Here is a 25,378-nt window from a genome sequence, read left to right as displayed (position 1 = left end):
GCACATTGTTCGCGGGTGCGTAATCTGGTCTGCGAAAGGTATTGCATTGAAGGAACCCCGCGGCCCCCGTCGCCAGCGCAACGTGCCGACGATCAACGATGTCGCGGCGCAGGCCGGCGTATCACCGATGACGGTGAGCCGGGTTATCAACCATGAGGCGAACGTCCGCGACGAGACCCGCCGCCGGGTCGAGGAAGCGATCGCCGCGCTCAACTATCGCCCCAGCGCGGCGGCGCGCACGCTGGCGGGCGGCGACGAGATCCGCATCGGCCTGCTCCATTCGAACCCGAGCTTCGCGTATCTGAGTGCGTTCCTGGTCGGCAGTCTCGATCAGGCGAGCCGCAGCAACGTGCAGATCGTCGTCGAGAAGTGCGACGACGACCGAAGCGAGCAGGCTGCGATCGACCATCTGCTGCGCGGCCATGTCGACGGCATCGTGCTGCCGCCGCCGCTCAGCGACTCGCCATCGGTCCTCAAGGCGCTCGCCGCGACCGACCTTCCGGTGGTGGCGGTGGCGACGGGGCATGCGCCCGAATGGGCGATGTCGGTCAGCATCGACGATCGTCAGGCCGCCTATGACATGACGCGCCATCTCGGGGCGCTCGGCCACCGCCGGATCGGCTTCATCACCGGCAACCCGAATTTGACCGCGAGCGCCGAGCGGCTCGAAGGCTATCGCGCCGCGCTCGCCGACCTGAAGCTGGCCGAAGCGCCCGAACTGATCGCCGAGGGGCTGTTCACCTATCGCTCGGGTCTCGACGCCGCCGATCAACTGCTCGAACTCGCCGATCCGCCCTCGGCGATCTTCGCGTCGAACGACGACATGGCGGCGGCGGCGGTGGCGATCGCGCATCGGCGCGGGCTCGACGTGCCGGGCGACCTCACGGTCTGCGGGTTCGACGATACCGCGCTCGCCACGACGATCTGGCCCGAGCTGACCACGATCCGCCAGCCGGTCATCGATATGTCGCGCATGGCGATCGACATGCTGGTGCGCGAGATCCGCGCGCGCAAGGCGAACGAGGGGAACGCTTCGGGCGCGCATCTGGTCGCGGAGTATGAATTGATCCGGCGCCAGTCGGATGCCGCGCCGCGCCGCCGCCCGGCCGCCCGGCGCGGCTCCGGCGGGGCGCTGCCCTCCCGCGCGCACGAGCCGCTGTAAGCGCCGTCCGAGCCGCCGCCCTCGCGGCGTTGCCCGCACGCCAAAAGAAAACCGCCGCTCCGGGGCGATCCCGGAACGGCGGCTCTTGAAACCAGGTCTTGAGCGCGGCCCGGCACCGGCGAGACGCTTTCGCATCCCCCGGCGCCGGCGTGCGGCCTATCCCTCCATCGCTTCCAGCTCGCGGCCGCGCGTTTCCCGAACCATCTTCTGGACGAAGAAGAACGAGATCGCCGCGAACACGGCATAGCCGGTGTAGGTCAGCGCGAGGCCCGGCGACTTGGCGAGCGTCGGGAAGCTGACCGAGATCGCCGCGTTCGCGATCCACTGCGCGAAGCCCGCCACCGCGAGGCCTGAACCGCGAATCTGGTTCGGGAACATCTCGCCGAGCATCACCCACATGATCGGGCCCCAGCTCATGTTGAACGCGATCGTGTAGAGGTTGGCCGCGACCAGCGCGATCACGCCGTTGTGGCCGGGCAGCGTGACCGCGCCGTCGGCGCCGGTCACCGCGGTCGAGAACGCCCAGGCGACCGTGGCGAGCGTCACGGTCATCCCGGCCGATCCGATCAGCAGCAGCGGCTTGCGGCCGATCTTGTCGACCAGCGCCATCGCGGCGAGGCACGCGCCGATCGAGAGCACGCCCGAGAGGATGTTGGTCATCAGCGCGTCGTTCTCGGAGAAGCCGACCGCTTCCCACAAAGTCGCGCCGTAATAGAAGACGACGTTGATGCCGACGAGCTGCTGGAACACCGCGAGGCCGATGCCCGCCCACAGGATCGGGCGGATCTTGCCGGTGGTCTTGTCGATCAGATCGGAGAGTTTGGGCTTGTGGTGATCGGCGGCGAGGCTGGCGCGGATCTCCGAAACCTTGCGATCCGCCTCGGTGCTGCCGAGCAGCCGGGTGAGCACGCCGCGCGCATCCTCATCGCGCCCTTTGGCGACAAGGAAGCGCGGGCTTTCGGGGATGAAGAACAGCGCGACGAGATAGATCGCGGCGGGGATCGCCTGCAGCCAGAACATCCAGCGCCACGCCGAGAAGCCGAACCAGAAATCGGCGGTCGAGCCGCCGGCGAAGCGCGCCAGCGCGAAATTGGCGACGAACGCGCCGGTGAGGCCGGTGATGATCATCACCTGCTGCACGCTCGACAGCCGGCCGCGGATCGCCGCCGGCGTGACTTCCGAGATGTACACGGGCGAGATGACGCTCGCCGCGCCGACGCCGAGGCCGCCCATGATGCGCGCGAGGATGAACACGAGCGAACTGCCGGCGGCGCCGGCGAGCAACGCGCTGACGAGGAACAGCACGGCGGCGAGCATCATCACGCTGCGCCGCCCGATCCGGTCGGCCAGACGCCCGGCGGTGAACGCGCCGATCGACGACCCGATCAGGATCGCGCCGACGTTGATGCCGAGGCCGAGCTTGCCGAGATCGAACGCGGCCTCCAGCCCCTTCTGCGTGCCGTTGATGACGCCCGAATCATAGCCGAACATGAAGCCGCCGATCGTGGCGACCGCCACGATCGTGGCGATAAAGCCCATATTGAGCTTTTGCTCAGGGTTTAATCCCACCGAACCTGTCACACCCTGCTCCTTGTTGCGCCGCTATCGGCGTTCGTCCCACCCAATATCGTGTCGTGCTTATCCGATCAGCGCCAGCCGGCGTCGATGAAATAATCATGGCCGGTACACATACGCGCGTCGTCCGATGCGAGGAACAGCGCGAGCGCCGCGACATCGGCGGGCTGGATGCGCCCGTCGAGGCACTGCGCGGCGACGATCTCGGCCTCGCCCTCGGGCGTGTACCATTTCTCCTGGCGCGGTGTCTGGACGTTGCCGGGCACGATCGTCGAGACGCGGATGTTGTCGCGGCCGAAATCGCGCGCCATCGCGCGGGTCATGCCTTCGATGCCGGCCTTGGCGGTTTCGTACAGCATCAGTTCGGGCAGGCCGAGATGCCAACTGATCGACCCGAAATTGAGGATCACGCCGCCGCCATTGGCGCGCATGCCGGGGACGACCGCCTGCGCGGCGAACAGCAGGTGGCGCAGGTTGGTCGCCATCCGCTCGTCCCAATATTCGGGCGTGATCGCGTCGATCGTGTGGCGATCGTCGCTGGCGGCGTTGTTGATGAGCACGTCGATGCCGCCGAACTCGGCGATGATCGATTCGATCGTGGTCTTGAGCAACGCCAGATCGCGCAGGTCGCACGGCTTGAAGACCGCACCCTCGAACCGCGCGGCATGGGCCACGCCCGCCTCCGCATTGATGTCGAGGAAGGCGACGCGTGCGCCGGCGCGCGCGAACGCCTCGACGAGTCCGGCGCCGATGCCGGTCGCGCCGCCGGTCACCAGCACGCGCTTGCCCTTGAGGCTCGGATAGACGGCGCGATCTTCCGCGGGCAGGAGTGCGATGCTCACGCTGCGCCGCCGAGCAAACCGCGCGACGCGAGGTTGGCGATGAACGCGCCGATGCCGGTCTGCCACGGCGCGGCGTCACGCGAATAGACCACGCGGTTGACCAACTCGCCCAGCCGATCGCTTTCGATCCGCACGGTGTCACCCACCTTGTGGGTGAAGCCGCGGCCCGGCTCGTCGCGGTCCTGAACCGGCGCGAACAAGGTGCCGAGGAACAGCACGAAGCCGTCGGGATATTGATGCTCGCTCAGCGTCTGCCTGACGAGGTCGAGCGGATCGCGGCTGATCTCCGCCATGTTGCTCGCGCCTTCGAGGCGGTAATTGTCCTCGCCCTCGATGGTGAGGCGCACCTCGGCCTTGCGCACGTCGTCGATCGTGAAGCCGTCATCGAACAGCCGCACGAACGGCCCGAGGGAGCACGAGGCGTTATTGTCCTTGGCCTTGCCGAGCAGCAGCGCCGAGCGTCCTTCGAAATCGCGCAGATTGACGTCGTTGCCGAGGCACGCGCCAACTGCCTTGCCCTTGCTGTCGACGAGCAGCGCGATTTCCGGCTCGGGATTGTTCCAGCTCGAATCGGAGCGGATGCCGATCTCCACGCCCGTCCCGACGGTGGAGAGCACCGGCGCCTTGGTGAACACTTCGGCGTCCGGCCCGATCGCGACTTCGAGATATTGCGACCACAGGCCCGCTTCGACCAGCGCCGCCTTGAGTTCGGCGGCCTCGTCCGAGCCGGGCTTGACCGAGCGGATCGAGCCGCCGACGCGCGCCTCGAGGCTGTCGCGGATCGCACCGGCGGCGGCCCAGTCGCCGCGCGCGCGCTCTTCGATGACGCGCTCGACCGCCGACACCGCGAAGGTGACGCCGCACGCCTTGACGCATTGCAGATCGATCGGGCTGATGACCGTCACGTCGGACTGATCGAGCGCGCCGAGCGACACGCCGCCCGCGCCGGAGAAATCACCCGCCTCGACCAGCGCGGACACGGTCGGCGCGACCCGCGACATATCGAAAAGCTCGCCGCCGATGAGCAGCACCGGACTCGGGCCTTGCGCGGTCTGCACGCGGCCGAGGAAACGGCCCGCCTGCCAGTCGCTCGGCAGGCTGTTCTGAATTGCGGTTCCGCCCCTCATATCCACTCCGGTAGTCTATTGAATTTGATAGCGCTACCAGCACGGCAGGGCCAGCGCTGTCAATAGGACAGACCAATGGGGTGCGCCAGAACGCAGGTAAGTTATGCGCAAGCGAAATTCACCGGGCCGGAAAAGCCGGGTGAGCGCCGCCGCCGGAGCCCCCTCACCGCGCGAAATAGCCCGCGTTCACAAGATCTTCGAACAGGCCGGGCTGCTCGGGGCGCCAGCCCAGAATGTCGCGCGTGCGGGCGCTCGACGCGGCGATATCGGCGCCAGCGAACATCGCGAGCCAGCCGAAATGATCGGCGGCCTGCTCGGGTGTGACGGACACCACCGGCATGCCGAGCCCCTGCCCGATCGCCTCGGCGATCGCGCGGAAGGGCACCCCCTCCTCGGCGACCGCGTGATAGGTCTCGCCGCCCGCGCCGCGCTCCAGCGCGAGGCGGTACAGGCGCGCGGCATCGCCGCGATGTGTCGCCGCCCAGCGATTCGCCCCGTCGCCGACATAGGCGGCGATGCCTTTGCGCCGCGCGATTTCGATCAGGAACGGCACGAAGCCATGATCCCCCGCCCCATGCGTCGTCGGCGCCAGCCGCACGGTCGATGCCCGCGCGCCAGCCGCCGCGGCCGCCGCCGCCGCGGCTTCCGAACGGCGCGGGAGAGTCTCGGGCGAGCGGTCTTGTTCGGTCGCGAGCCGGCCGGCCGCGAGCATCGCCAGCCCCGAGGTGACGAGCATCGGGCGCGCCGATGCGGCCAGCACCGCGCCCATCGCCTCGATCGCACGCGCATCCTCGGCGGCGTTGGCGGCATATCGGGAGAAATCGTGGTTGAACGCGGTGTGGATCACGCCATCCGCCGCCGCCGCGCCGCGCCTCAAGCTGTCGAGATCGTCGAGCCCGCCACGGTGGACCTTCGCGCCCGCCCTTTCCAGCGCGGCCGCGCTCGCATCCGATCGCGCGAGGCCGAGCACCTCATGCCCCGCATCGAGGAGATCCCGCACCACCGCGCTGCCGACGAACCCCGTGGCACCCGTTACGAAAACACGCATCGCCAATCCTTCCTGATCGATGCGGCCTCTATCGGGGCTGCCGCTATCGGGTTAAATATGGGAGCATATCGGGGTATAATGGGTAACAGCATGGCGACGCGGACCGATGACAACCGGCTCGGCACCTATTTGCGGGACCGCCGCACGCGGCTCGATCCGGCGGTGCTGGGCTTCCCGCCGGGGCGGCGGCGGACGCCGGGCTTGCGCCGCGAGGAGGTCGCGCAGCGCGCGCATATCAGCGCCACCTGGTACACCTGGCTCGAACAGGGGCGCGGCGGCGCGCCGTCCGCCGACGTGCTCAACCGCATCGCGCGCGCGCTGATGCTGACCGACGTCGAGCGCGAGCATATCTTCCTGCTCGCGCTCGGCCGCCCGCCCGAGGTGCGGTATCAATCGGGCGACGGCGTCACGCCGCGCCTGCAACGCGTGCTCGACGCGTTCGGCAATTGTCCCGCGCTGGTCAAGACGCTGACCTGGGACGTGGTGGCGTGGAACCGCGCCGCCGCGCTGGTGCTGACCGATTACGGCGCGCTGCCGCCCGATCGGCGCAATATCCTGCGGTTCCTGTTCTGCGATCCGCGCGTGCGCGCCGCGCAACACGATTGGGAGAGCGTCGCGCGCTTCGTGGTCGCCGCCTTCCGCGCCGACGTGACGCGCGCCGGCGCCGCCGCGCAAGCGAGCGCGCTGATCGAGGAACTGTGCGCGACCAGCGCGGAGTTCGCGCGGCTGTGGGCGGACAATGACGTTCGGCAGTACGGCGGCGGCCTGAAGCAATTGCGGCACCCGGTGCTGGGGCCGATCGCGTTCGAATATTCGGCGTTCGCCGTTGACGGCCGCCCCGATCTCGGGCTGATCGTTTACAATCCCGCCACCGCCGAGGATGCGGCGCGCATCGACGCGATGCTCCACCCCGAACGCGGCGAGGCGCCGGGAATTTTCACGCGGTAGGTGGCGGCGGCGGCGGCGCGGTGGCAAGACACCCCCGATGCGCCGCCTGCTGCCCCTCGCTGTGTTGCTCGCCGCCGGCGGGTGCGATTCGCGGCCCGATGCGGGCGCGGTGGTGGTCAGCGCGATCGGCGGCGCCCCCGCGCTCGCCGATCCGGCGCGGGGCGCGCTCGCCACGCCCGGCCGGCTGCTGCTCGATTCGGCCGCGCAGGGGCTGGTGCGCTTCGATGCGGCCGGGCAGATCGAACCCGGCCTCGCCGAACGCTGGACCGTGCTCGACGATGGCCGCAGCTACATCTTCCGCATCCGCGAGGCGACGTGGAGCGACGGCAAGCCCGTAACCGCCGCCGAAGTGGTCGCGATCCTCAAACGCCAGCTCTCGCCCGCGTCGCGCAACCCGTTGCGCCCGTTCCTCACCGCGATCCACGAGATCGTCGAGATGACGCCCGAGGTGATCGAGGTGCGGCTGAGCCGCCCGCGCCCCGATCTGCTCAAACTGTTCGCGCAGCCCGAACTCGCCATCCTGCGGGCGCGGCCGCCCGGCGGGAGCGGGCCTTTCCGCGCCGGCGGTATCGGGCGCGACGGGGTGATGCTGCGCCCGGCGTCCGATCCGCGCCACGCCGACGACGACGATGCGGCCACGCCGTCGCCGCAAGCCTCGGTACGGCTGATCGGCGAGCGCGCGGCGAAGGCGATCCTGCGGTTCCAGCACCGCGACGCGGATCTCGTCGCGGGCGGCGGCTTCGCCGACTGGCCATTGCTCGCGCACGCGTCGATCGCGCCCGCCGCGGTGCGGGTCGATCCGGCGGCGGGCGTGTTCGGGCTGGCCATCGCCGACCGCACCGGCTTCCTCGCCGATCCCGGCAACCGCGCCGCGATCGCGCAGGTGATCGACCGCGATGCGATCGTCGCCGCGTTCGCGCCCGGCTGGGCGGCGACGCTGAGCATCCTGCCCGAACAGCTCGATTCCGCCGCCCCGCCCGCCGTGCCGACGTGGCAGCAGGCCGGCGCGATCAACCTCTCGCCGGCGGAACGGGTGCGGCAGTGGCGCCAGATGCACCCGCTGCCGCTGTACCTGCGCGTCGCGCTGCCCGCCGGGCCGGGCGCGACGATCCTCTACGGCCATGTCGCCGCCGCGCTGGTGCGGATCGGCATCGTGCCGCAGCGCGTGGGGCTGGCCGAATCCGCCGATCTGCGGCTGGTCGATGCGGTCGCGCCGTATGACAGCGCGCGCTGGTATCTGGCGACGGCGTGCCAGCCGTGCGGCGAGGCCGCGCGCAGCGCGCTCGACGCCGCGCGCGACGCGCCGACGCTCGCCGAGCGCGCGCGGCATATCGCGGACGCGGACGCAGCCCTTGCCGCCGACGTCGCGTTCGTGCCGATCGCGCGTCCGCTGCGTTGGTCGCTGGTGTCGGCGCGGCTCAAGGCGTGGACCGGGAACCCGCGCGCATGGCATCCGTTGAATCGGCTTCGCAGTGACACCAATTGAGGTGACATGACCCAGGCCACCCGCATCAAGCCCGAACCGCTCCACGGCTTCGCCTCCGGCTATGTCGGCCGTGACGCCGCGGCGGTGCGCAAACGCATCGAGGCGATGGAGCGGCTGCTCGAAGGGCTGTTCGTGATCCCCGGCATCAACCGGCGGATCGGCCTCGACGTGATCCTCGACCTGATACCGATCGGCGGAGACGCGGTCGGCGCGGCGATGGGCGCGTGGATGGTGTGGGAGGCGCGCAACCTCGGCATGTCCAAAGTGCAGATCGCGCGGATGCTGGGCAATGTCGGGGTCGATTTCGCGCTCGGGCTCATCCCGTTCGTCGGCGCGATTCCCGACGCGCTGTTCCGATCGAACACGCGCAATTTGCGGATCATCCACAAGCATCTCGACAAACATCACCCCGCGAGCGCGGTCGTCGAGCAGCGGTGACCGTCGCCCCGGCGCAGGCCGGGGCCGTTGCATGATCTGGCGGTCCGATCGCCCAAAACCCAGCGGCCCCGGCCTGCGCCGGGGCGACGTGTCTAGCGGCGGCCGCGCCAGATTTTCAGCGGCGTGCTCGCCGGAATCCCGCCCGAGTTCGGCTTGCACCGCTCGTACGCGAAGCTCTTGTCGAGGCACAGCCAGAGTTCGTCGAGCCAGCCCTTGCGGTTGGCGGTCACGCGGATCGCGCTCGCGGGCAGCCCCGGATTGACGGCCGCGAACGCCGCCGCGAAATCGCCCGCGGTGAGCGGCCGGCGCGAGAGCGCGTCCATGTCGGGGTAGCGCAGTTTTCCGTACAGCCCGGTCGAGCGTTTGAAATACTCCGCCGGCGTGGTCGGCATGCAGGTGCCGTGCTTGGCCCATTCGTGCTGGAGCAACTGCGCCGACGGGGTCGCGCACAGATGCTGCTTGATGAGCGCCGACGGCAGGATCGGTGTCGCCTGGCAATATTGCGGCCACTCCGCCCCTACCCCGTCGGGCCACAACCCATGCAGCGTGAAGCCGAAGCGATTGCCGCCGCCGCATTCCATCTGCGCGCCCGCGTCGCGGCGGTGCGCCTGGCAATATTCGGGCGCCCAGGTGAGCGCGAGCGTGTAGCCGCCGATCGGCAGGGTGCGCACCGGCTCCATGGCGGAGGGGAGTTCGGGGCGCGGACTCGGCACGAACGCGGGGATCGCGCATTGCAGCGCCTGTGCCTGCGCGACGCCGGGCAGCGCGATCGCGAGCAGCGGCAGGATGTACGACAGTTTCATGTGGCGTTCCCCCTCGTATCCGTGACCGCCATCGCCCTCAAAGCGCGGCGAAATCAAGCCCGATGTCGGCGGCGGGCGCGGATTGGGTGATGCGGCCTACGCTGACATAGGTGACGCCGCTTTCCGCGATCGCACGGATCGTGTCGAGCCGGACCCCGCCCGAGGCCTCGGTCGGCACGCGCCCGCCGACCAGGGCGACGGCCTCGCGCAGCATGTCGGGCGGCATGTTGTCGAGCAGCAGGTGCGTCGCGCCCGCCTCGAGCGCCGGCGCGATCTGCGCGAGCGTGTCGACCTCGGCGATGATGCTGGCGATCCCCGCCGCCTTCGCGCGCCGCACCGCCTCGCCGATGTCGCCAGCGACCGCGACGTGATTGTCCTTGATCATCGCAGAATCCCACAGCCCCATGCGGTGATTGGTCGCGCCGCCCATGCGGGTCGCATATTTCTCGAGCACGCGAAGACCAGGGATGGTCTTGCGCGTATCGAGCAGGGTCGCGCCGGTGCCGGCGATCGCATCGACATAGGCGCGGGTCAGCGTGGCGATGCCCGACAGATGCTGGACGGTGTTGAGCGCGGAGCGTTCGGCGGTGAGCATCGCGCGGGCCGCGCCTTCGAGCCGCAGCAGCTCGGTGCCGGGCGCGACCGAATCGCCGTCCTCGACCAGCCGGGTGATCGCCACCGCCGGATCGAGTGACCGGAAGAACGCCTCGGCGATGCCGAGACCCGCGACGACGATCGCGTCGCGGCTGTCCATCACGCCGGTGAAGCGCGCCTCCGCCGGGATCACCGCCGCCGCGGTGATATCCCCGGCGTCGCCGAGATCCTCGGCGAGCGTCGCCGCGACGAACGCATCCAGATCGAAACGGTCGAGGTGAAAGGCCATGCGGGCATCCGGCTGGTTGAACGATGCCCGCCCCTTGCCAGATCGCGCCGCGCACGAACAGCGCGCTTACAGCTCCTGCACGGTCGGGCGGAACAGAATTTCGTTGACGTCCATGTCCTCGGGCTGGCTGATCGCGAACGCGACGACGCGCGCGAAGCTGTCGGCCGAGATCGCGTTCTTCTCGTAGAAGTCGTTCATCCCCGCCGCGATATCCGGCTCGGTGATGCTCTGCGCCAGTTCGGAGGAGACCGCGCCCGGCGAAACGATCGTCGTGCGGATATTGTACGGCTTCACTTCCATCCGCAGCCCTTCGGACAGCATCCGCACCGCCGCCTTGGTCGCGGCATAGACCGCGCTGCCGGGGCGAACCTTGTGCCCGGCCACCGACGACACGTTGATGATATGGCCGCTCTTCTGCGCGGTCATATGTGGGAGCGCGGCGGCGATGCCGTACAGCGTGCCCTTGAGGTTGACGTCGATCATCCGGTCCCAATCGGCGATCTTGCGGCGTTCGAGCGGCGAATGCGGCATCAGCCCGGCATTGTTGATGAGCACATCGATACGGCCGTGGAGCGCGACCGCGCGATCGACCAGCGCCTGCACCTGCACCGCATCGGTCACGTCGGTCTCGACGGCGGCATCGTCGCCCAGCCCGAGGTCTGCGGCGAGCGCCTGGAGCCGATCGAGCCGCCGCGCGCCGAGCACGAGCTTCGCGCCCGCCGCCGCCAGATGGCGCGCGGCCGCTTCGCCCAAGCCGCTGCTCGCGCCGGTGATGACGATGATCTTGCCTGCGATATTCTCGGTCATGATGATCTCCTGTGCTGTGCGGATACGGTCAGTTGCCGGTCCTCGCCATCAACTGGGCTGGGTAGCGCTCGCCTTCGACGTCGATTTCGGCCAGCGCGGCGCGAATATCGGCAAGCTCGCCGTCGTCGAGCGTGACGGTGAGCGCGCCGAGATTTTCCTCGAGCCGGTGGCGCTTGGTGGTGCCGGGGATCGGCACGATCCACGGGCGTTGCGCGAGCAGCCACGCGAGCGCGATCTGCGCCGGTGTCGCCTGCTTGGCGTCGGCGATCGTCCTGATCCGGTCGATCAGCGCCTGGTTCTTCGCCATCGCCTCGGGGGTGAAGCGCGGCAGCAGCTTGCGGAAATCGCCTTCGGTCAGTTCGGTCCCGAGCGCGCCGGTGAGGAAGCCCCGGCCGAGCGGGCTATACGGCACGAAGCCGATGCCGAGTTCCGCGCACACATCGAGGATGCCGTTGGTCTCGGGCTCGCGCGTCCACAGCGAATATTCGTTCTGGAGCGCGGCGACTGGCTGGACCGCATGCGCGCGGCGCACCGTCGCCACGCCGGGTTCGGAAAGGCCGAAATGCTTGACCTTGCCTTCGGCAATCAGGTCTTTGACCGTACCCGCGACATCCTCGATCGGGACGGCGGTATCGACACGGTGCTGGTAGAACAGGTCGATCACCTCGACGCCAAGCCGCTTCAGCGAGGCGTCGCACACCGCGCGGATATGGTCGGGCTGGCTGTTGAGGCCGCCGGACACGCCCTGATCGGCGTTGAAGCCGAACTTGGTGGCGATCACCACCCGGTCGCGCACCGGGCGCAGCGCCTCGCCGACAACCTGCTCGTTGGTGAACGGGCCATAGATTTCGGCGGTGTCGAAGAAGGTGACGCCGAGATCGACCGCGGTGCGGAGCAGCGCGATCGCCTCATCCTTGCCGGGCGCGTGACCATAGCTGGACGTGAGCCCCATACAGCCGAAGCCGAGCGCCGAAACCTCGAGTCCGCTGTCGCCGAGCGTGCGTGTTTGCATGTGCGATCCTCCTGTGTGCCGATGACGCGCGCCATCGGTGGGTGGGAGATAGGGTCGAAGACGGCGGCGGATTAGGCCGTGAATGTGGGATGAGCCTATGCCGTACATTCATGAATGGCGACCACATTGATGCAAGCGGAGGCCGTTCGGGCGGAAGACTCCCGGTTCAGCCCACGGGGGCGAGCAACCGCACCGCGAGCGCGAGCCGGCTCGCGTCGCCACGCGCGACAGGCTCGGACGGCAACAGCCGCCCGGCACGATCGAGCGCCGCGACGACATCGCCGCGCGACACGCCGCGCGCGCACAGCAATTCGCCCAGATAGCGCACCCGGAACGGCGCGGCGCGGCCGCACGCCTGCGCGAGCACCTCGAGCCAATAGGCATCGAGATCGCAATCGGCATAGACTTCGCAGCCGGCGGCCTCGGCCATCAATTCGTCCAGGACTTGCTGCGGATGCTGCCCCCGCTCGGACAGCATCGTGCGGCTGATACCGTGGAGATGCTCGGCCTCGGGCGACCAGTCCCAATATCGCCACTCGGCGGCCGGGCGGATCAGCCAGCTTCGCGTGGTGCCATCGACCTTCGCCAGCGCGACCTCGATCGGATAGGATTCCCCCGCTTCGGGCAGGCACGACGCCGCGAAGTCGATGATCGCCACCGGCCGCGCTTCGGTGCGGGAGAGAGACTGAGTCGCCAAGATCACCTCCTGATGACAGTTTGGCGACACTCTCGGGACTTGTCACGCGCGGCGTGCGCGGTGCGGCGAGATCAGCCGATACCGAGCGACAGCAGCAGATCGTTGCTGATCGCGGGCGTGAGCGGCAGTTTCATCTTGGCGCGATAGCCGAGGATCGCGGCGCGCGTGGTCGCGCCGATCACTCCATCGGGATCGCCCGAATCGAACCCGGCGGCATCGAGCGCGGCCTGAACGCGGAATTCGGTCGAATGTTCGACCGGCGGTGCGCCGATCACGAACGGCCAGATCTTCGCGAACCATTTCCTGCGCCCGGCCAGCCCGACGAGCCCGCCGTTGACGAGCCTCGTCACCAGTTCGATGTCATTGTGATCGGCGGCGACATTGCAATGCTTGTCGTCCCATTCGGCGAGCGCGGGCTTGAGCGCGTGATCGCCCGACGCGACGAGATCGGGGTGGCCGACGAAATCGACGCCACAGCGCTTTCCGAAATCGGCATAGCTGGCGCGGCCCGTCGTCTGGAGAATGCCGCGCCCGCGATACGTCCAGCCGTCCTTCGAGGCCGGCGGCCCGTTGCCCATGCGATTGCCATAGACGAGGCTGAACAGAGCGACGCCGTGATCGCGCTTGCACTGCTCCGCCATCTCGACGCAGGCGGCGCGATTGGTGAAATATTTGTGCCAATTGCCCGAATCCCACATATCGCCGAGGTTCTTGGCGGAATAGTCGCCGCTTTCGACCAGGATGGTCAGCCCGCCGGTCTCATGCAGCACCTGCGCCATGAAATGCGCAAGTCTTAGCGGCGTGGTGATGCCGCTCTTGGCGAGCAGCGCATCGCCCTGTTGGAACGCCTGTTTATATGCATCCTTCGCGCTTGGCGCGAAACGCGAAACGATATCGCTCGCCCGAACGGCAGCGGCCACGCTCATCGACAGCCTCCCCCACAGTGACTGTCCCGCGTCTTCTGCCGATCAATCGCTGTAGGCAAGCCTTATTGTCGCCGATGTGACGATGACCTTGGCGAGATCTTCTCCCCTCCCCGGAAGGAGGGGAGCGTGTAGCATTATTGGGAGACTTTGAGCGGCCCCAGATCGCCCAGCCCGACCGTGCCCGAGGCCATCGCCAGCATCGCGTCGAGGCTCTTCTTGGCGCGCAGCCGCAGCCCTTCCTCGATCTCGACGCGCGGGGTGAGGTCGCGCAGCGCGATATACAGTTTCTCGAGCGTGTTGAGCGCCATGTACGGACAGATGTTGCAGTTGCAATTGCCGTCGGCACCCGGCGCGCCGATGAAGGTCTTGGCGGGCGCGGCCTTTTGCATCTGGTGGATGATGTGCGGCTCGGTCGCGACGATCAGCGTGTCGCCGGGCATCGAATCGGCGAAGGCGAGGATGCCGCTGGTCGATCCGACATAATCGGCGTGATCGAGGATATAGGGCGGGCATTCGGGATGCGCGGCGATCGGCGCGCCGGGGTGCTCGATCTGGAGCTTGAGCAGCTCGGTCTCGCTGAACGCCTCGTGGACGATGCACACGCCCGGCCACAGCAGCATGTCGCGCCCGGTCTTGCGCGCGAGATAGCCGCCGAGATTCTTGTCGGGGCCGAAGATGATCTTCTGCTCGGGCGGAATCTGGCTGAGGATCTTCTCCGCCGACGACGAGGTGACGATCACGTCGGAGAGCGCCTTCACCTCGGTCGAGCAGTTGATGTAGGTCAGCGCGATGTGATCGGGGTGCGCGGCGCGGAACGCGGCGAACTGCTCGGGCGGGCAGCTATCCTCGAGGCTGCACCCGGCATCCATGTCGGGCAGCACGACGATCTTCTCGGGGGAGAGGATCTTGGCGGTCTCGGCCATGAAGCGCACGCCGCAGAAGGCGATCACGTCGGCGTCCGTCGCCTGTGCCTTGCGCGACAGATCGAGACTGTCGCCGACGAAATCGGCGAGATCCTGGATCTCGGGCTTCTGATAATAATGCGCGAGGATGACGGCGTTGCGCTCCTTGCGCAGTCGGTCGATCTCGGCGCGCAGGTCGAGTCCTTGCAGGTCTTGAGTCTGGACGGTCATGCGCAAAGTCTCCCTCGCGCGCCCAGATAGGGAGTCGCGCGGCGGTTGTCAGCCGCGATCGCTCACCGCCCCTCGGCGAGAATCTCCTCGATCGATCGGCTGCGGTCCCATTGTTCGGTGTTGCGGCCGCCCTCGCCCTCGAACTGGACGACGACGTGCGCATCGACGCCCGCGATGGTCAACGGGCGCTGGTACAGATCGGCGATCTCGCGCCGGGCATTCTCGCGCGCGCGCACCATGTTCTTCGCGCTCCCCGCCTCGCCCCGCACGACCTGCGCGGCGCGCGACGAGGCGCGCTGGCGCAGCCGCGCCATCGCGCCGCGCGTGACGATGAGGCCGGTCGCCTGATCGACCGTCGCGCGGCCTTCGTCGACGTTGACGCTGTCGACGCGCACGTCGGGCGGGGTCACGATCAGCGTCTTGGTCTTGGCGTTCCAGAAGAAATGGCCGCGATCGAGCTTGGCGAGGTCGACGAAATAATCCGCCTCGAACGGCGCCTTGAACACCAGCCCCGAGGGCAGGATGCCACCCCAGCCCGTATCGGAGGCGGTCGCCTGCACCGTGCCGGTCAGGCGGCTGACGCGCAGATCGGTCGCGCCGGCGAGCCGCGCATCGACCACCTTGGAGACGACCAGCCCGTCGCTCTCGCGCTCGACCGTGTAGCGCACCGTATAGCGCTGATAGGCAAGATAGCCGCCGACCCCGAGCGCGATCACCACCGCCAGCACGACCGCGCCGGCCAGCGCGGGGATCAGCCAGGCGGCGGGGCGCGGCGATTCAACCGGCATAGGACCAGGTTTCGGAATCCTCGGTCACCAGCCCGCGCGCGCGCAGATCGATCAGATGCGCGAGCACCGAGCGGCCGGCGGCGGGGAACAGCCTGGGATCGAGCCCGGCGTACATCCGCTCGACCATGTCGGGCACCGGGCGCGACCCCTCGCGCAGTAGCCGGAGGATTTGCCCTTCGCGCTGCTTGCGGTGACCCATCATGCCGCGCACCAGCCGGCGCGGGTTTTCGATCGGGTCGCCGTGGGCGGGGTAATAGATACGGTCCTCGCGGTGCATCAGCCGGTCGAGGCTCGCCATATACGCGGCCATGTCGCCATCGGGCGGCGCGACGACGCTGGTCGACCAGCCCATCACATGATCGCCGGTGAACAGCGCGCCGGTCTCCTCCAGCGCGAAACACAGGTGGTTGGAGGTGTGGCCGGGGGTATGGACCGCGCGCAGCGTCCAGCCCTGCCCCGCCACCGCCTCGCCATCGGCGAGGATGCGGTCGGGCGCGTAATCGGGGTCGAACCCCGCTTCTAGGCGCGGCCCCGTATCGGCGACGACGAGCGGCGCGCAGCCGACGATCGGCGCGCCGGTCAGCGCGGCGAGCGGACGCGAGGCCGGGCTGTGATCGCGGTGGGTGTGGGTGATAACGATCGCTGTGACGGGCCGTCCGGCGATGGCGGCGACGATCGCGTCGAGATGCTCGGGCAGGTCGGGGCCGGGATCGATCACGGCGAGATCGGTGGTGCCGACCAGATAGGTCTGCGTGCCGGTATAGGTGAAGGGCGACGGGTTGGGCGCGAGCACCCGCGCGACGCGCGGCTCTAGCGCTTGCGAAGTGCCGGTGTGCTGCGCGTCCATGCCGGTCGATGTGGCGGCGCCGGACGCGGAACGCAAGTCCGCGCCCGGCGTGCCGGTCAATCGGCGCGGGCGATATCCGATTCCATCTCGGCGATCGAACCTTCGATCGACCGCAACGCGTCGCGGCGGGCATCGTCGGGCATGTGCGTGTTGCCCATGATGGTGACGCGCGCCCGGCGCAATCCGACGAGCGCGGAGCGATAGGCGTTGCGCTGGATCACCGCGCTCTTCGCGGCCAGTTCCGCGCCGCGCGCCGCCGCGCGCTCGATTCGGTCGGTGCAGATCGTGATGCTGCGCTTGCCGTCATGCTCTTCCCGGATGACGGTCGGCTTGTCAGGGCCGCCGCAGTTGGCGGAGATCACGCGCGGCACGTTGGCGGCGACATCGCCGATGCCGTGCCAATCCCGATCCGAAAGCGCGACCGGCGGTACGGGCGGCACGGGCCGCACCGGCGCGGCGGGGGACAATGGCGACACCGGCGGCACGACCGGCGCGATCGGCACGTCGGAAGACGCTGGCGGAACGACCGGCACATCCGACGAGGCCGGCGGAACAATTCGCACCTCCGCCGACGCTTGGGGAGCGACCGGCACGTTTGACGACTCCGGGGCGAGCGCGGCGATCGCCGGCATCGCAGGCATCCGGTCAAGCGAGGCGATATCGATCCCCGTCACCGTCTTCACCCGCGTTCGGACATGCTCGGCGGCCTGCGTGCCCGAGGCGGTCAGCCCCAGAGCGGCGGCGCCGAGCAGCGCGATGGTCGCGGCGCCGCCGGCCAGGCGGACGCGGGAAATGCGGCGGGTGGTCAGCATCCTCAGTCTCCCTTTCAGATCATCGATGGTGTGGAGGTGGCAGGCCGCCGAGACCGCGCCGCCATGCGCCGCTTTCAGGATCGCGCAGGCATAGGTGTGGCGGGTGATCGCGGGGCGGCCGGCGAGCACGCGCGCATCGTTCGCCACCTCCTGATCGCTGCGGAACGCGCGGAAGGCGTACCAGGCGAGCGGGTTGAACCAGTGCAGCGCGAGCACCGCCAGCGCGACCCAGTTGGAGATCAGATCGCCGCGCGCGTGGTGGCCGAGTTCGTGCGCCAGCGCGAGATCGCGCTCGGCGGGATCGTACAAGGCCCCGAAATCGGTCGGGAAGGCGACGTAGCGGCGCCGGATGCCGAAGGCGAGCGGCCCTCGCGCCGCCGGTGTCTCGATCACGTCCACGCCGTCACGCTCTTCGAGCGGCCGGGCAGCGGCGAGCAGATCCTTGCAGAAGCGGCGGTGCGCCAGAACATGCCAGCCGGCGAAACCGAGCGCGCCGACCAGCCACGCGGTCGCCAGTACCGGCACGATCGCCTCCCAGCCGATCGACTGCGCCGCGACCCGTGCCGGTGCCGCAAGCAAGACGGTGACCGGCTCGCCCGCCTGCGCGACCGGCAGGATCGCGGCGTGGCGCACGCTCTCGGACACGGTCCGGGGCAGCGGTGGCAGGCACAGCCGCAACACCGGCAGCGCCCACAGCGCATAAGCGACATCCGGCCCGAACGCGCGGCGCACCGGCCCGCGGATCGCCATCACCAACGCCATCAGCACGGCGGAGCCGGCGAGCGCCTCGAGTGCCCAGCCGATCATGGCTTGAGCGCCTTGAGCAGCGCCTCGATCTCGGTGATGTCCTGCGCGGACAGCGCATCCCGCTCGGCGAGATGCGCGACCAGCGGCGTGAGCCTCCCACCGAACAGCCGGTCGATCAGCCGCCGCGATTCGCCCGCGACATAGTCTTCGCGCGCGACCAGCGGGCGGTAGAGATAGCGCCGGCCATCGGCCTCGTGCGCGATCACGTTCTTGGCGAGCAGCCGGCCGAGCAGCGTCTTGACGGTGTTGGCGGACCAGTCGCGCCCCGGCGCGATCCGTTCGGCCACATCCTGCGCGGTGAGCGGGCTATCGTCCCACAGCACCTCCATCACCGCATGTTCGGCATCGCTGATCCGTTCGGCCACGACTCGCTCCCGTAATGACTACACGTGTAATCGCACTGACTACGTGTGTAGTCAAGATCGGCGGCGTGCCGTCGCGGCGAATCCTGCGCGCGTCTCTTGACCAGTGCTGCACCGCACCCCTATCCGCCGGATGTTGGAGGGACACGCATGCAGAAGCTCTACCCGAACGCCGCCGCCGCTTTAGAGGGGCTGCTTCAGGACGGCATGACGATCTGCGCGGGCGGCTTCGGCCTCTGCGGCATCCCCGAACGGCTGATCGACGCGATCCGCGACGCGGGCACCAAGGATCTCACCATCGCCAGCAACAACGCCGGCATCGACGGCGAGGGCCTGGGCAAGCTGCTGCGCACCCGCCAGGTCAAGAAGATGATCTCCTCCTATGTCGGCGAGAACAAGGAGTTCGAGCGGCAGTATCTTTCGGGCGAGCTCGAGGTGGAATTCTGCCCGCAGGGCACGCTCGCCGAGCGCTGCCGCGCGGGCGGTGCGGGCATTCCCGGCTTCTACACCAAGACCGGCGTCGGCACGCTCGTCGCCGAGGGCAAGGAAGTGAAGAGCTTCGACGGCGAGGACTATATCCTCGAGCGCGGAATCCGCGCCGATCTCGCGATCATCAAGGGCTGGAAGGCCGACAGCACCGGCAATCTGATCTTCCGCAAGACCGCGCGCAACTTCAACCAGCCAATGGCGACCGCGGGCAAGGTGTGCGTCGCCGAGGTCGAGGAGATCGTGCCGGTCGGCAGCCTCGGCGCCGATTCGATCCACCTGCCCGGCATCTACGTGCAGCGGCTGATCGTCGGCAGCCCCTATGACAAGAAGATCGAATTCCGCACCGTCCGGGAACGCGCTGCGTGAAGCGACTCCTCGCCCTCACGGGGTCGCTGGCGGCACTGGCGCTGTTGCAGGGCTGCGCCGCGGCGATCCCGATGGCGGCCGATATCATGGGGCGGCGCCATTATGACGCGCGCCTCAACGGACGGATCGAGACCGACACCGATCTCGCCGCCTATGCCAGCGCCGCCGCGAGCGCGCCGCCGGTGATCCCCGCCGCCTTCGCCGGCCCGGAGACCGCGCCCGCGCCGATCCACGCGGCGATGCTCCAGCCCGGCGGCGGCACCGACATCGCGCTCCAGCAGGCGTCCGCACAGGACGACGAGGCGCCCGCCGCGTCGCGCACCTATGTCGCGCCGCGCAGGCGCAAGCGCGGGGCCACGCCGCCGCCGCCACCGCCGCGTTCCGCGACGGCGGTGCCGGCGGGGATGCAGTATCTCTACGGCTCGGGCGAGGCGGCGGCGCAATATCTGCAGACCTATATCGCGCTCGAAAACTATCTGCTCGGCGTCACCTCGGATCGCGCGATCGGGCATATCGTCCATTCGGTCGTGCTCGCGCCCGGCGCGACGCTCCAGAATCCGAGCTTCCTGCCATGCGACCAGAAGCCGATGGCGGTCGTGTTCGATATCGACGAGACGGTGGTGTTCAACCTCGGCTTCGAACAGGCGAGCCTCGCCGCGGGCGGCGGCTACAGCGCGGCACGCTGGGAAGCGTGGGAACGCTCGGGCAGCAAGGCGGTGTCACTCGCGCCCGGCGTCGCGGAAGCGATCAAGGTCGCGCGCGACGCGCATGTCGAAGTGATCTTCAACAGCAACCGCTCGGGCGCGAACGCGGACAAGACCGCCGCGATGCTCAACGGCCTCGGCGTCGGCCCGGTCGCTTATGGCACCAACCTGTGGCTGAAAGGCGACAGCGGCAGCACCGGCAACGGCAAGGACGCGCGCCGGCAGGACATTTCGGTGCATTATTGCGTGATCGCGATGGTCGGCGATCAGCTCGGCGATTTCAGCGACCTGTTCAACGCTGGCGACATCACCCTGTCGGAACGGCGCCAGCTCACGGCGGGCCGCGAAATCTATCTGCTCTGGGGGCATGGCTGGTTCATGCTGCCCAATCCGGCGTATGGCACCGCCGTCAACGGCACGCAGGCGGACATCTTCCCCGCCGACAAACGCTGGACACCCGGCGCGGCACCGCCCCCCGACCCCGCTCCCACGGAGAAATAACATGGCCTGGACCCGTGACGACATGGCGGCGCGCGCCGCGCGCGAGCTGCAGGACGGCTTCTACGTCAATCTCGGCATCGGCATCCCGACGCTGGTCGCGAACCATATCCCCGAGGGCGTCGAGGTGACGCTCCAGTCGGAAAACGGCATGCTTGGCATCGGCCCTTTCCCCTATGCGGGCGAGGAGGACGCCGATCTCATCAACGCGGGCAAGCAGACGATCAGCGAACTGCCGCAAAGCGCCTATTTCTCGTCGTCGGACAGTTTCGCGATGATTCGCGGCGGGCATATCGATCTGACCGTGCTCGGCGCGATGGAGGTCGCCGAGAATGGCGACATCGCCAACTGGATGATCCCCGGCAAGATGATCAAGGGCATGGGCGGGGCGATGGATCTCGTCGCCGGCGTCAAGAAGATCATCGTCGTGATGGAGCATACAGCCAAGAACGGCGACCCCAAGTTCATCCCGGCCTGCACGCTGCCGCTGACCGGCAAGAACGTCGTCGACATGATCGTCACCGATCTGTGCGTGTTCCGCCGGCCCGACCATGACAGCCCGTTCGAGCTGATCGAACTCGCCCCCGGCGTGACCGCCGACGAGGTCGCCGCCAAGACCACCGCGCATTACACCAGCGCCATCGCGTGATCCTGCGCATCGCCGCGATCGGCCTGTTGGCGGTCGCGGTCGGGCTGGTGGCGGTGCTCAGGCTGCTCTCGCCACCGGGTCAGCTCAGCCTGCTCGACGGCGCGATGGGCGGCGGCTGGGGCACCGCTCGGCCCGGCGTCGCGGTGCCGTTCGGCGGCCACGGCCAGACGCTCGACGTGTGGCGGCCCGCATATCCGGCGCACGCGAAGCTGCCGGTGGTGATCTTCTTCTATGGCGGCGGCTGGGCGGCGGGATCGCGCGACGGCTATCGCTTCGCGGCGCGGGCGTTCGCCAGACGGGGGTTCGTCGTGGTGGTGCCCGATTACCGCAAGGTGCCGGCGGTGCGCTTCCCCGCCTTCGTCGAGGATGGCGCCGAGGCGGTGAAATGGACGCACGATCATATCGCGGCCTACGGCGGCGATCCCGATCGGATCGCGCTGGCGGGGCATTCGGCCGGGTCGCACATCATCGCGCTGCTCGCGCTCGATCGGCGCTATCTGGCGGCGCAAAAGCTGCCACCGAACACGATCAAGGCGGTGGTCGGCCTGTCGGGACCGTATGATTTCTATCCGTGGACCTCGCCGCGCGCGATCGCGGCGTTCAAGGGAACCGCCGATCCACGGACCACGCAGCCGATCGCCTACGCGCGCGCCGATGCACCGCCGATGCTGCTCGTCACCTCGTCCGGCGATACCGAGGTCGAGCCGCGCAATGCGATCAGCCTCGCGCAGCGACTCGATACGCTCGGCGCGCCGGTGACCTTGCGCAGCTACCCGAGGCTCAGCCATGAGGAGGTGGTGATGGCGCTGTCGGTGCCGTTCCGGCGCAAGGCGGCGGTGCTCGCGGACAGCGCGGCCTTTCTGCACGGGGTGATCGGGCGGTAAGGCCATGCCGGCGACCTGAACAGGGGGGAACTTCGAGATGCGCGTGCTGCTCACGGGATCGTCAGGCTGGCTCGGCCGCTTCCTCGCGCCGCGCCTGCGCGAAGCCGGGCACAGCGTCACCGGGCTGGACGTCGCGCCGGGCATCGACACCGACGTGATCGGCAGCGTCGCCGACCGCGCGTGCGTCGAGCGATTGTTCGCGGAGCATTGCTTCGACGCGGTGATCCACGGCGGCGCGCTCCACAAGCCAGACATCGTCCGCTATCCGCGTCAGGCGTTCATCGACGTCAACGTCAGCGGGACGCTCCACCTGCTCGAAGCGGCGGTGGCGCATGGCGCGAGCCGCTTCGTCTTCATCTCGACCACGTCGCTGATGATCTCCGCCGCGATCCGCGCGGGCACCGCGAACGAAGCGGTGTGGATAGACGAAAGCCTCGCCCCGCTCGAACCCCGCAACATCTACGGCATCACCAAGCTCGCCGCCGAGCAGATGTGTCGGCTGATCCATGACGAGCATCGCCTGCCCGTAGTGATCCTGCGCACCGGGCGCTTCTTTCCCGAGGATGACGACACGCACCGCGCGCCCGACGGCGAGAACATGAAGGCGAACGAACTGCTTCACCGCCGCCTCACCGTGGAGGATGCGGCGGACGCGCATCTGCTTGCGCTGGAGCGCGCGCCCGAGATCGGCTTCGGCACTTTCATCCTGTCGGCGCCCACGCCGTTCACACGTGCCGATTGCGCCGCGCTGAAGACGGACGCGGCGGCGGTGATCGCCCGCATCTTCCCCGATGCCCCGGCGCTGTATGCCGCACGCGGCTGGTCGCTGCCCGAGCGGATCGACCGTGTGTACGATGCCGGCCTTGCCGAGCGCGTGCTCGGCTTTCGCTGCCGCACCGGCTTCGCCGAGCAACTCGCCGCGCTGCGCGACCAGGCGCCCTCGCCGGTCACGCACGATCCGGCGTATCTCTCGCCCAAGGAGGCGGGTTGACCGCGGATTTCCGACTTGCGCAATGAACATGCAGTCTGAGGTTGCGATCGCGCATCAAAGCGTTAAAGCGCGCGCATGTCGAACCCGCAAACGCTGTACGAGAAAATCTGGAACGCGCATGTCGTCGAAAAGCGCGACGACGGGACGTGCCTCATCTATATCGATCGTCACCTCGTCCATGAGGTGACCAGCCCGCAGGCCTTCGCGGGCTTGCGCGCCAACGGCCGCACGGTGCGACGCCCCGATCTCACGCTCGCGGTGCCCGACCACAACCTGCCGACCACGCCGCGCGTCGATGCCACCGGCCACCGCCTGCCGATCACCGACCCGGAGAGCGCGCAGCAGCTCGACGCGCTCGAGCGCAACACGCGCGACTTCGGCGTCGATTATATCGACGCGGTCGCGCCCGAGCAGGGCATCGTCCATGTCGTCGGCCCCGAACAGGGCTTCACCCTGCCCGGCACGACGCTGGTATGCGGCGACAGCCACACCTCGGCGCATGGCGCGCTCGGCGCGCTCGCGTTCGGGATCGGCACCTCCGAGGTCGAGCATGTGCTCGCCACGCAGACCTTGCTGCTCAGCCCGTCGAAGACGTTCGAGGTGCGGATCGAGGGCAAGCTCGGTGTGGGCGTTACGCCGAAGGACGTGATCCTCCACGTCATCGGGCGGATCGGCACCGCCGGCGGCACCGGCCATGTCATCGAATATACCGGCTCGACGATCCGCGACATGTCGATCGAGGGCCGGTTGACGATCGCCAACATGTCGATCGAGGGCGGCGCGCGCGCCGGGCTGATCGCGCCCGACGAGACGACGTTCGCCTATCTCAAAGGTCGGCCGATGGCGCCGAAGGGCGCGGCATGGGATGCGGCGGTCGCCTATTGGCGCACGCTGCCGACCGATCCGGGCGCGCGCTACGACCGCACCATCCTGATCGACGCCACGCAGATCGCGCCGTCGCTGACCTGGGGCACCTCGCCCGAGGACGTCGTGCCGATCACCGGCGTGGTGCCCGATCCCGAGAGTTTCGCCGATCCGTCGAAGCGGGTCGCGGCGCAAAAATCGCTCGACTATATGGGCCTCGCCCCCGGCACGCCGATCGCCGAGGTGCCGGTCCAGCATGTCTTCATCGGCAGTTGCACCAACAGTCGCATCGAGGATCTGCGCGCCGCCGCCGCGATCGCGGGCGGCCGCCATGTCGCCGCGGGCGTGCGCGCGCTGGTCGTGCCCGGCTCGGGCCTGGTCAAGCGCCAGGCCGAGGCCGAGGGGCTCGATCGCATCTTCCGCGACGCCGGCTTCGAATGGCGCGAGCCGGGCTGTTCGATGTGCCTGGCGATGAACCCGGACAAGGTGCCGCCCGGCGAACGCTGCGCTTCCACTTCGAATCGGAATTTCGTAGGACGGCAGGGGCCGGGTGCGCGGACGCATCTGGTTTCACCGGCGATGGCGGCTGCGGCCGCGATCAACGGCCGGTTGAGTGACGTCCGCGAGTTCGATTTGGGGGTACAGGCATGAAGCGCGCACTTATCTTGCTGATCATGGGCACCATCGTCAGCGGCGTCGCGGCGTATGCCGCGACGGCGCGCCCGAACCTGACGCTGACCAGCGGCGAACGCTGACGCGCCGGCGGCGTCGGCGTCAAGCAGGCAGACACTTTCGTTCCTTGAAGGCACTCGTCCGATGAAGCCCGTCACCCAAGTCTCCGGCCGCGCCTATCCGTGGGGCGCGAAGAACATCGACACCGACGTCATCATCCCCGCGCACTGGCTGAAGACGGTCACGCGCGAGGGGCTGGGCAAAGGCGCGTTCGAGACGGTGCGCGCGGAGCCGGGCAACATCTTCGACGATCCGCGCTATGCCGGCGCGCCGGTGCTGATCGCGGGCGACAATTTCGGCTGCGGATCGAGCCGCGAACATGCCGCCTGGGCGCTCGCCGACATGGGGATCGCCGCAGTGATCGCGCCGAGCTTCTCGGACATCTTTTCCGGCAATGCGTTCAAGAACGGCATCGTCACCGTCGTGCTGCCGCAGGATGCGGTCGATCGGCTGGTCGAGGTGGCGAAGACCGACAGCGTCTCGGTCGATCTCGAAACCATGACCGTCACCACGCCCTTCCAGGACCGCTTCGCGTTCGAGCTCGATCCGTTCCGCCGCCAGTGCCTGATGGAAGGTCTCGACGAGGTCGGGCTGACGCTGGCGCGCGATGCCGCGATCGCAAGCTATGAAACTGCGGTGGCGCACGATCGCCCGTTCATGGCAGGCGAACGCTTCCACGCGAGCGCGGCGGCATAAAC

The 25,378-nt window shown here is 68.7% G+C and carries 26 protein-coding genes; 11 read left to right on the top strand and 15 right to left on the bottom strand.

Annotation, left to right across the window (positions count from 1 at the left end):
• Nucleotides 1-46: 46 nt before the first annotated feature.
• A complete protein-coding gene (locus PX554_RS16560; RefSeq protein WP_256326226.1) occupies nucleotides 47-1,162 on the top strand; it encodes a LacI family DNA-binding transcriptional regulator in 1,116 nt (371 codons plus the stop codon).
• A 156-nt stretch (nucleotides 1,163-1,318) separates the two neighbouring features.
• On the opposite strand, the gene PX554_RS16555 is transcribed toward PX554_RS16560, so the two are convergent.
• The 4 genes from PX554_RS16555 to PX554_RS16540 all read right to left on the bottom strand — a co-directional run bounded on the left by PX554_RS16555 (nucleotide 1,319) and on the right by PX554_RS16540 (nucleotide 5,754).
• Entirely contained in the window at nucleotides 1,319-2,701 is a 1,383-nt protein-coding gene (locus PX554_RS16555; protein ID WP_093224446.1) for a sugar porter family MFS transporter, read from the bottom strand.
• 107 nt (nucleotides 2,702-2,808) lie between these two features.
• A complete protein-coding gene (gene xylB / locus PX554_RS16550; RefSeq protein ID WP_218123128.1) occupies nucleotides 2,809-3,579 on the bottom strand; it encodes a D-xylose 1-dehydrogenase in 771 nt (256 codons plus the stop codon).
• On the bottom strand, nucleotides 3,576-4,706 hold the full coding sequence (locus PX554_RS16545) for a fumarylacetoacetate hydrolase family protein (protein ID WP_093224445.1): 1,131 nt from the start codon (nucleotides 4,704-4,706) through the stop codon (nucleotides 3,576-3,578). Before PX554_RS16545 ends, xylB begins: the two co-directional genes overlap by 4 nt.
• A gap of 163 nt (nucleotides 4,707-4,869) precedes the next feature.
• Nucleotides 4,870-5,754: an SDR family oxidoreductase gene (locus PX554_RS16540; protein ID WP_275503588.1), complete on the bottom strand. Its 885-nt coding sequence runs from the start codon at nucleotides 5,752-5,754 to the stop codon at nucleotides 4,870-4,872.
• Between the two features lie 90 nt (nucleotides 5,755-5,844).
• Here PX554_RS16540 and PX554_RS16535 point away from each other — a divergent pair, with 90 nt between their 5' ends.
• From PX554_RS16535 to PX554_RS16525, 3 genes are read left to right on the top strand one after another with little or no spacing between them, the layout of a single operon-like run.
• On the top strand, nucleotides 5,845-6,702 hold the full coding sequence (locus PX554_RS16535; RefSeq protein ID WP_218123127.1) for a helix-turn-helix transcriptional regulator: 858 nt from the start codon (nucleotides 5,845-5,847) through the stop codon (nucleotides 6,700-6,702).
• Nucleotides 6,703-6,739: 37 nt separating this feature from the next.
• Entirely contained in the window at nucleotides 6,740-8,188 is a 1,449-nt protein-coding gene (locus tag PX554_RS16530; protein WP_275503584.1) for an ABC transporter substrate-binding protein, read from the top strand.
• A gap of 6 nt (nucleotides 8,189-8,194) precedes the next feature.
• Nucleotides 8,195-8,626 carry a DUF4112 domain-containing protein gene (locus PX554_RS16525; protein WP_093224438.1) on the top strand — a complete coding sequence of 144 codons (432 nt, stop codon included), beginning with the start codon at nucleotides 8,195-8,197 and terminating at the stop codon, nucleotides 8,624-8,626.
• A 92-nt stretch (nucleotides 8,627-8,718) separates the two neighbouring features.
• On the opposite strand, the gene PX554_RS16520 is transcribed toward PX554_RS16525, so the two are convergent.
• From PX554_RS16520 to PX554_RS16470, 11 genes are all read right to left on the bottom strand, one after another.
• On the bottom strand, nucleotides 8,719-9,429 hold the full coding sequence (locus tag PX554_RS16520) for a ribonuclease T2 family protein (RefSeq protein WP_275503581.1): 711 nt from the start codon (nucleotides 9,427-9,429) through the stop codon (nucleotides 8,719-8,721).
• Nucleotides 9,430-9,466: 37 nt separating this feature from the next.
• Nucleotides 9,467-10,312 carry a carboxylating nicotinate-nucleotide diphosphorylase gene (nadC, locus tag PX554_RS16515; RefSeq protein ID WP_275503579.1) on the bottom strand — a complete coding sequence of 282 codons (846 nt, stop codon included), beginning with the start codon at nucleotides 10,310-10,312 and terminating at the stop codon, nucleotides 9,467-9,469.
• 66 nt (nucleotides 10,313-10,378) lie between these two features.
• Nucleotides 10,379-11,119: an SDR family oxidoreductase gene (locus PX554_RS16510; protein ID WP_275503576.1), complete on the bottom strand. Its 741-nt coding sequence runs from the start codon at nucleotides 11,117-11,119 to the stop codon at nucleotides 10,379-10,381.
• A gap of 28 nt (nucleotides 11,120-11,147) precedes the next feature.
• The gene (locus PX554_RS16505; RefSeq protein WP_093224432.1) at nucleotides 11,148-12,131 is read right to left on the bottom strand and encodes an aldo/keto reductase; all 984 of its coding nucleotides are present in this window, start codon (nucleotides 12,129-12,131) and stop codon (nucleotides 11,148-11,150) included.
• Between the two features lie 166 nt (nucleotides 12,132-12,297).
• The gene (locus tag PX554_RS16500; protein ID WP_275503573.1) at nucleotides 12,298-12,828 is read right to left on the bottom strand and encodes a hypothetical protein; all 531 of its coding nucleotides are present in this window, start codon (nucleotides 12,826-12,828) and stop codon (nucleotides 12,298-12,300) included.
• A 71-nt stretch (nucleotides 12,829-12,899) separates the two neighbouring features.
• The gene (locus tag PX554_RS16495; protein WP_275503572.1) at nucleotides 12,900-13,754 is read right to left on the bottom strand and encodes a hypothetical protein; all 855 of its coding nucleotides are present in this window, start codon (nucleotides 13,752-13,754) and stop codon (nucleotides 12,900-12,902) included.
• 134 nt (nucleotides 13,755-13,888) lie between these two features.
• Nucleotides 13,889-14,887 carry a quinolinate synthase NadA gene (gene nadA, locus PX554_RS16490; RefSeq protein ID WP_275503570.1) on the bottom strand — a complete coding sequence of 333 codons (999 nt, stop codon included), beginning with the start codon at nucleotides 14,885-14,887 and terminating at the stop codon, nucleotides 13,889-13,891.
• A 62-nt stretch (nucleotides 14,888-14,949) separates the two neighbouring features.
• Entirely contained in the window at nucleotides 14,950-15,675 is a 726-nt protein-coding gene (locus PX554_RS16485; protein ID WP_093224428.1) for a DUF4230 domain-containing protein, read from the bottom strand.
• On the bottom strand, nucleotides 15,665-16,522 hold the full coding sequence (locus PX554_RS16480) for an MBL fold metallo-hydrolase (RefSeq protein ID WP_275503838.1): 858 nt from the start codon (nucleotides 16,520-16,522) through the stop codon (nucleotides 15,665-15,667). Before PX554_RS16480 ends, PX554_RS16485 begins: the two co-directional genes overlap by 11 nt.
• Nucleotides 16,523-16,578: 56 nt before the next feature.
• Nucleotides 16,579-18,141 carry a M56 family metallopeptidase gene (locus PX554_RS16475; RefSeq protein ID WP_275503565.1) on the bottom strand — a complete coding sequence of 521 codons (1,563 nt, stop codon included), beginning with the start codon at nucleotides 18,139-18,141 and terminating at the stop codon, nucleotides 16,579-16,581.
• Complete coding sequence (locus tag PX554_RS16470; protein ID WP_275503563.1) at nucleotides 18,138-18,506, bottom strand: BlaI/MecI/CopY family transcriptional regulator; 369 nt, start codon at nucleotides 18,504-18,506, stop codon at nucleotides 18,138-18,140. The genes PX554_RS16475 and PX554_RS16470 overlap by 4 nt, the downstream gene beginning before the upstream one ends.
• Before the next feature lie 147 nt (nucleotides 18,507-18,653).
• Between PX554_RS16470 and PX554_RS16465 the strand changes: the two genes are divergently transcribed.
• The 7 genes from PX554_RS16465 to leuD all read left to right on the top strand — a co-directional run bounded on the left by PX554_RS16465 (nucleotide 18,654) and on the right by leuD (nucleotide 25,376).
• The gene (locus tag PX554_RS16465; protein WP_093224422.1) at nucleotides 18,654-19,358 is read left to right on the top strand and encodes a CoA transferase subunit A; all 705 of its coding nucleotides are present in this window, start codon (nucleotides 18,654-18,656) and stop codon (nucleotides 19,356-19,358) included.
• A complete protein-coding gene (locus PX554_RS16460) occupies nucleotides 19,355-20,563 on the top strand; it encodes an HAD family acid phosphatase (protein WP_275503558.1) in 1,209 nt (402 codons plus the stop codon). Before PX554_RS16465 ends, PX554_RS16460 begins: the two co-directional genes overlap by 4 nt.
• A 1-nt stretch (nucleotide 20,564) precedes the next feature.
• Nucleotides 20,565-21,209 (top strand): CoA transferase subunit B, encoded by a 645-nt coding sequence (locus PX554_RS16455; protein WP_093224419.1) that lies wholly within the window; start codon nucleotides 20,565-20,567, stop codon nucleotides 21,207-21,209.
• Nucleotides 21,206-22,093 (top strand): alpha/beta hydrolase, encoded by an 888-nt coding sequence (locus PX554_RS16450; protein WP_371128284.1) that lies wholly within the window; start codon nucleotides 21,206-21,208, stop codon nucleotides 22,091-22,093. Before PX554_RS16455 ends, PX554_RS16450 begins: the two co-directional genes overlap by 4 nt.
• A gap of 37 nt (nucleotides 22,094-22,130) precedes the next feature.
• Nucleotides 22,131-23,084 carry an NAD-dependent epimerase/dehydratase family protein gene (locus PX554_RS16445; RefSeq protein WP_275503553.1) on the top strand — a complete coding sequence of 318 codons (954 nt, stop codon included), beginning with the start codon at nucleotides 22,131-22,133 and terminating at the stop codon, nucleotides 23,082-23,084.
• 75 nt (nucleotides 23,085-23,159) lie between these two features.
• Nucleotides 23,160-24,599 (top strand): 3-isopropylmalate dehydratase large subunit, encoded by a 1,440-nt coding sequence (gene leuC, locus PX554_RS16440; RefSeq protein ID WP_275503551.1) that lies wholly within the window; start codon nucleotides 23,160-23,162, stop codon nucleotides 24,597-24,599.
• 165 nt (nucleotides 24,600-24,764) lie between these two features.
• Nucleotides 24,765-25,376: a 3-isopropylmalate dehydratase small subunit gene (gene leuD / locus PX554_RS16435; protein WP_275503549.1), complete on the top strand. Its 612-nt coding sequence runs from the start codon at nucleotides 24,765-24,767 to the stop codon at nucleotides 25,374-25,376.
• The last annotated feature ends 2 nt before the right edge of the window (nucleotides 25,377-25,378 follow it).

Origin of the sequence: Sphingomonas pollutisoli, from assembly GCF_029167165.1 — a bacterium.
Taxonomy (GTDB): domain Bacteria; phylum Pseudomonadota; class Alphaproteobacteria; order Sphingomonadales; family Sphingomonadaceae; genus Sphingomonas; species Sphingomonas pollutisoli.
The sequence above is the reverse complement of the archived record's forward strand: the minus strand, read 5'-3'. Positions and strand labels throughout refer to the sequence as shown.

Excerpts from the sequence above, each read along its gene's own strand:
- PX554_RS16545 (WP_093224445.1), bottom strand. The coding sequence starts at position 4,706 with ATGAGGGGCGGAACCGCAATTCAGAACAGCCTGCCGAGCGACTGGCAG.
- nadC (WP_275503579.1), bottom strand. The coding sequence starts at position 10,312 with ATGGCCTTTCACCTCGACCGTTTCGATCTGGATGCGTTCGTCGCGGCG.
- nadA (WP_275503570.1), bottom strand. The coding sequence starts at position 14,887 with ATGACCGTCCAGACTCAAGACCTGCAAGGACTCGACCTGCGCGCCGAG.
- PX554_RS16530 (WP_275503584.1), top strand. The coding sequence starts at position 6,740 with ATGCGCCGCCTGCTGCCCCTCGCTGTGTTGCTCGCCGCCGGCGGGTGC.
- PX554_RS16465 (WP_093224422.1), top strand. The coding sequence starts at position 18,654 with ATGCAGAAGCTCTACCCGAACGCCGCCGCCGCTTTAGAGGGGCTGCTT.
- PX554_RS16555 (WP_093224446.1), bottom strand. The coding sequence starts at position 2,701 with ATGGGCTTTATCGCCACGATCGTGGCGGTCGCCACGATCGGCGGCTTC.
- PX554_RS16520 (WP_275503581.1), bottom strand. The coding sequence starts at position 9,429 with ATGAAACTGTCGTACATCCTGCCGCTGCTCGCGATCGCGCTGCCCGGC.
- leuC (WP_275503551.1), top strand. The coding sequence starts at position 23,160 with ATGTCGAACCCGCAAACGCTGTACGAGAAAATCTGGAACGCGCATGTC.
- PX554_RS16475 (WP_275503565.1), bottom strand. The coding sequence starts at position 18,141 with ATGATCGGCTGGGCACTCGAGGCGCTCGCCGGCTCCGCCGTGCTGATG.
- PX554_RS16485 (WP_093224428.1), bottom strand. The coding sequence starts at position 15,675 with ATGCCGGTTGAATCGCCGCGCCCCGCCGCCTGGCTGATCCCCGCGCTG.
- PX554_RS16535 (WP_218123127.1), top strand. The coding sequence starts at position 5,845 with ATGGCGACGCGGACCGATGACAACCGGCTCGGCACCTATTTGCGGGAC.
- PX554_RS16445 (WP_275503553.1), top strand. The coding sequence starts at position 22,131 with ATGCGCGTGCTGCTCACGGGATCGTCAGGCTGGCTCGGCCGCTTCCTC.
- PX554_RS16495 (WP_275503572.1), bottom strand. The coding sequence starts at position 13,754 with ATGAGCGTGGCCGCTGCCGTTCGGGCGAGCGATATCGTTTCGCGTTTC.
- PX554_RS16480 (WP_275503838.1), bottom strand. The coding sequence starts at position 16,522 with ATGGACGCGCAGCACACCGGCACTTCGCAAGCGCTAGAGCCGCGCGTC.
- PX554_RS16455 (WP_093224419.1), top strand. The coding sequence starts at position 20,565 with ATGGCCTGGACCCGTGACGACATGGCGGCGCGCGCCGCGCGCGAGCTG.
- leuD (WP_275503549.1), top strand. The coding sequence starts at position 24,765 with ATGAAGCCCGTCACCCAAGTCTCCGGCCGCGCCTATCCGTGGGGCGCG.
- PX554_RS16525 (WP_093224438.1), top strand. The coding sequence starts at position 8,195 with ATGACCCAGGCCACCCGCATCAAGCCCGAACCGCTCCACGGCTTCGCC.
- PX554_RS16510 (WP_275503576.1), bottom strand. The coding sequence starts at position 11,119 with ATGACCGAGAATATCGCAGGCAAGATCATCGTCATCACCGGCGCGAGC.
- PX554_RS16540 (WP_275503588.1), bottom strand. The coding sequence starts at position 5,754 with ATGCGTGTTTTCGTAACGGGTGCCACGGGGTTCGTCGGCAGCGCGGTG.
- PX554_RS16505 (WP_093224432.1), bottom strand. The coding sequence starts at position 12,131 with ATGCAAACACGCACGCTCGGCGACAGCGGACTCGAGGTTTCGGCGCTC.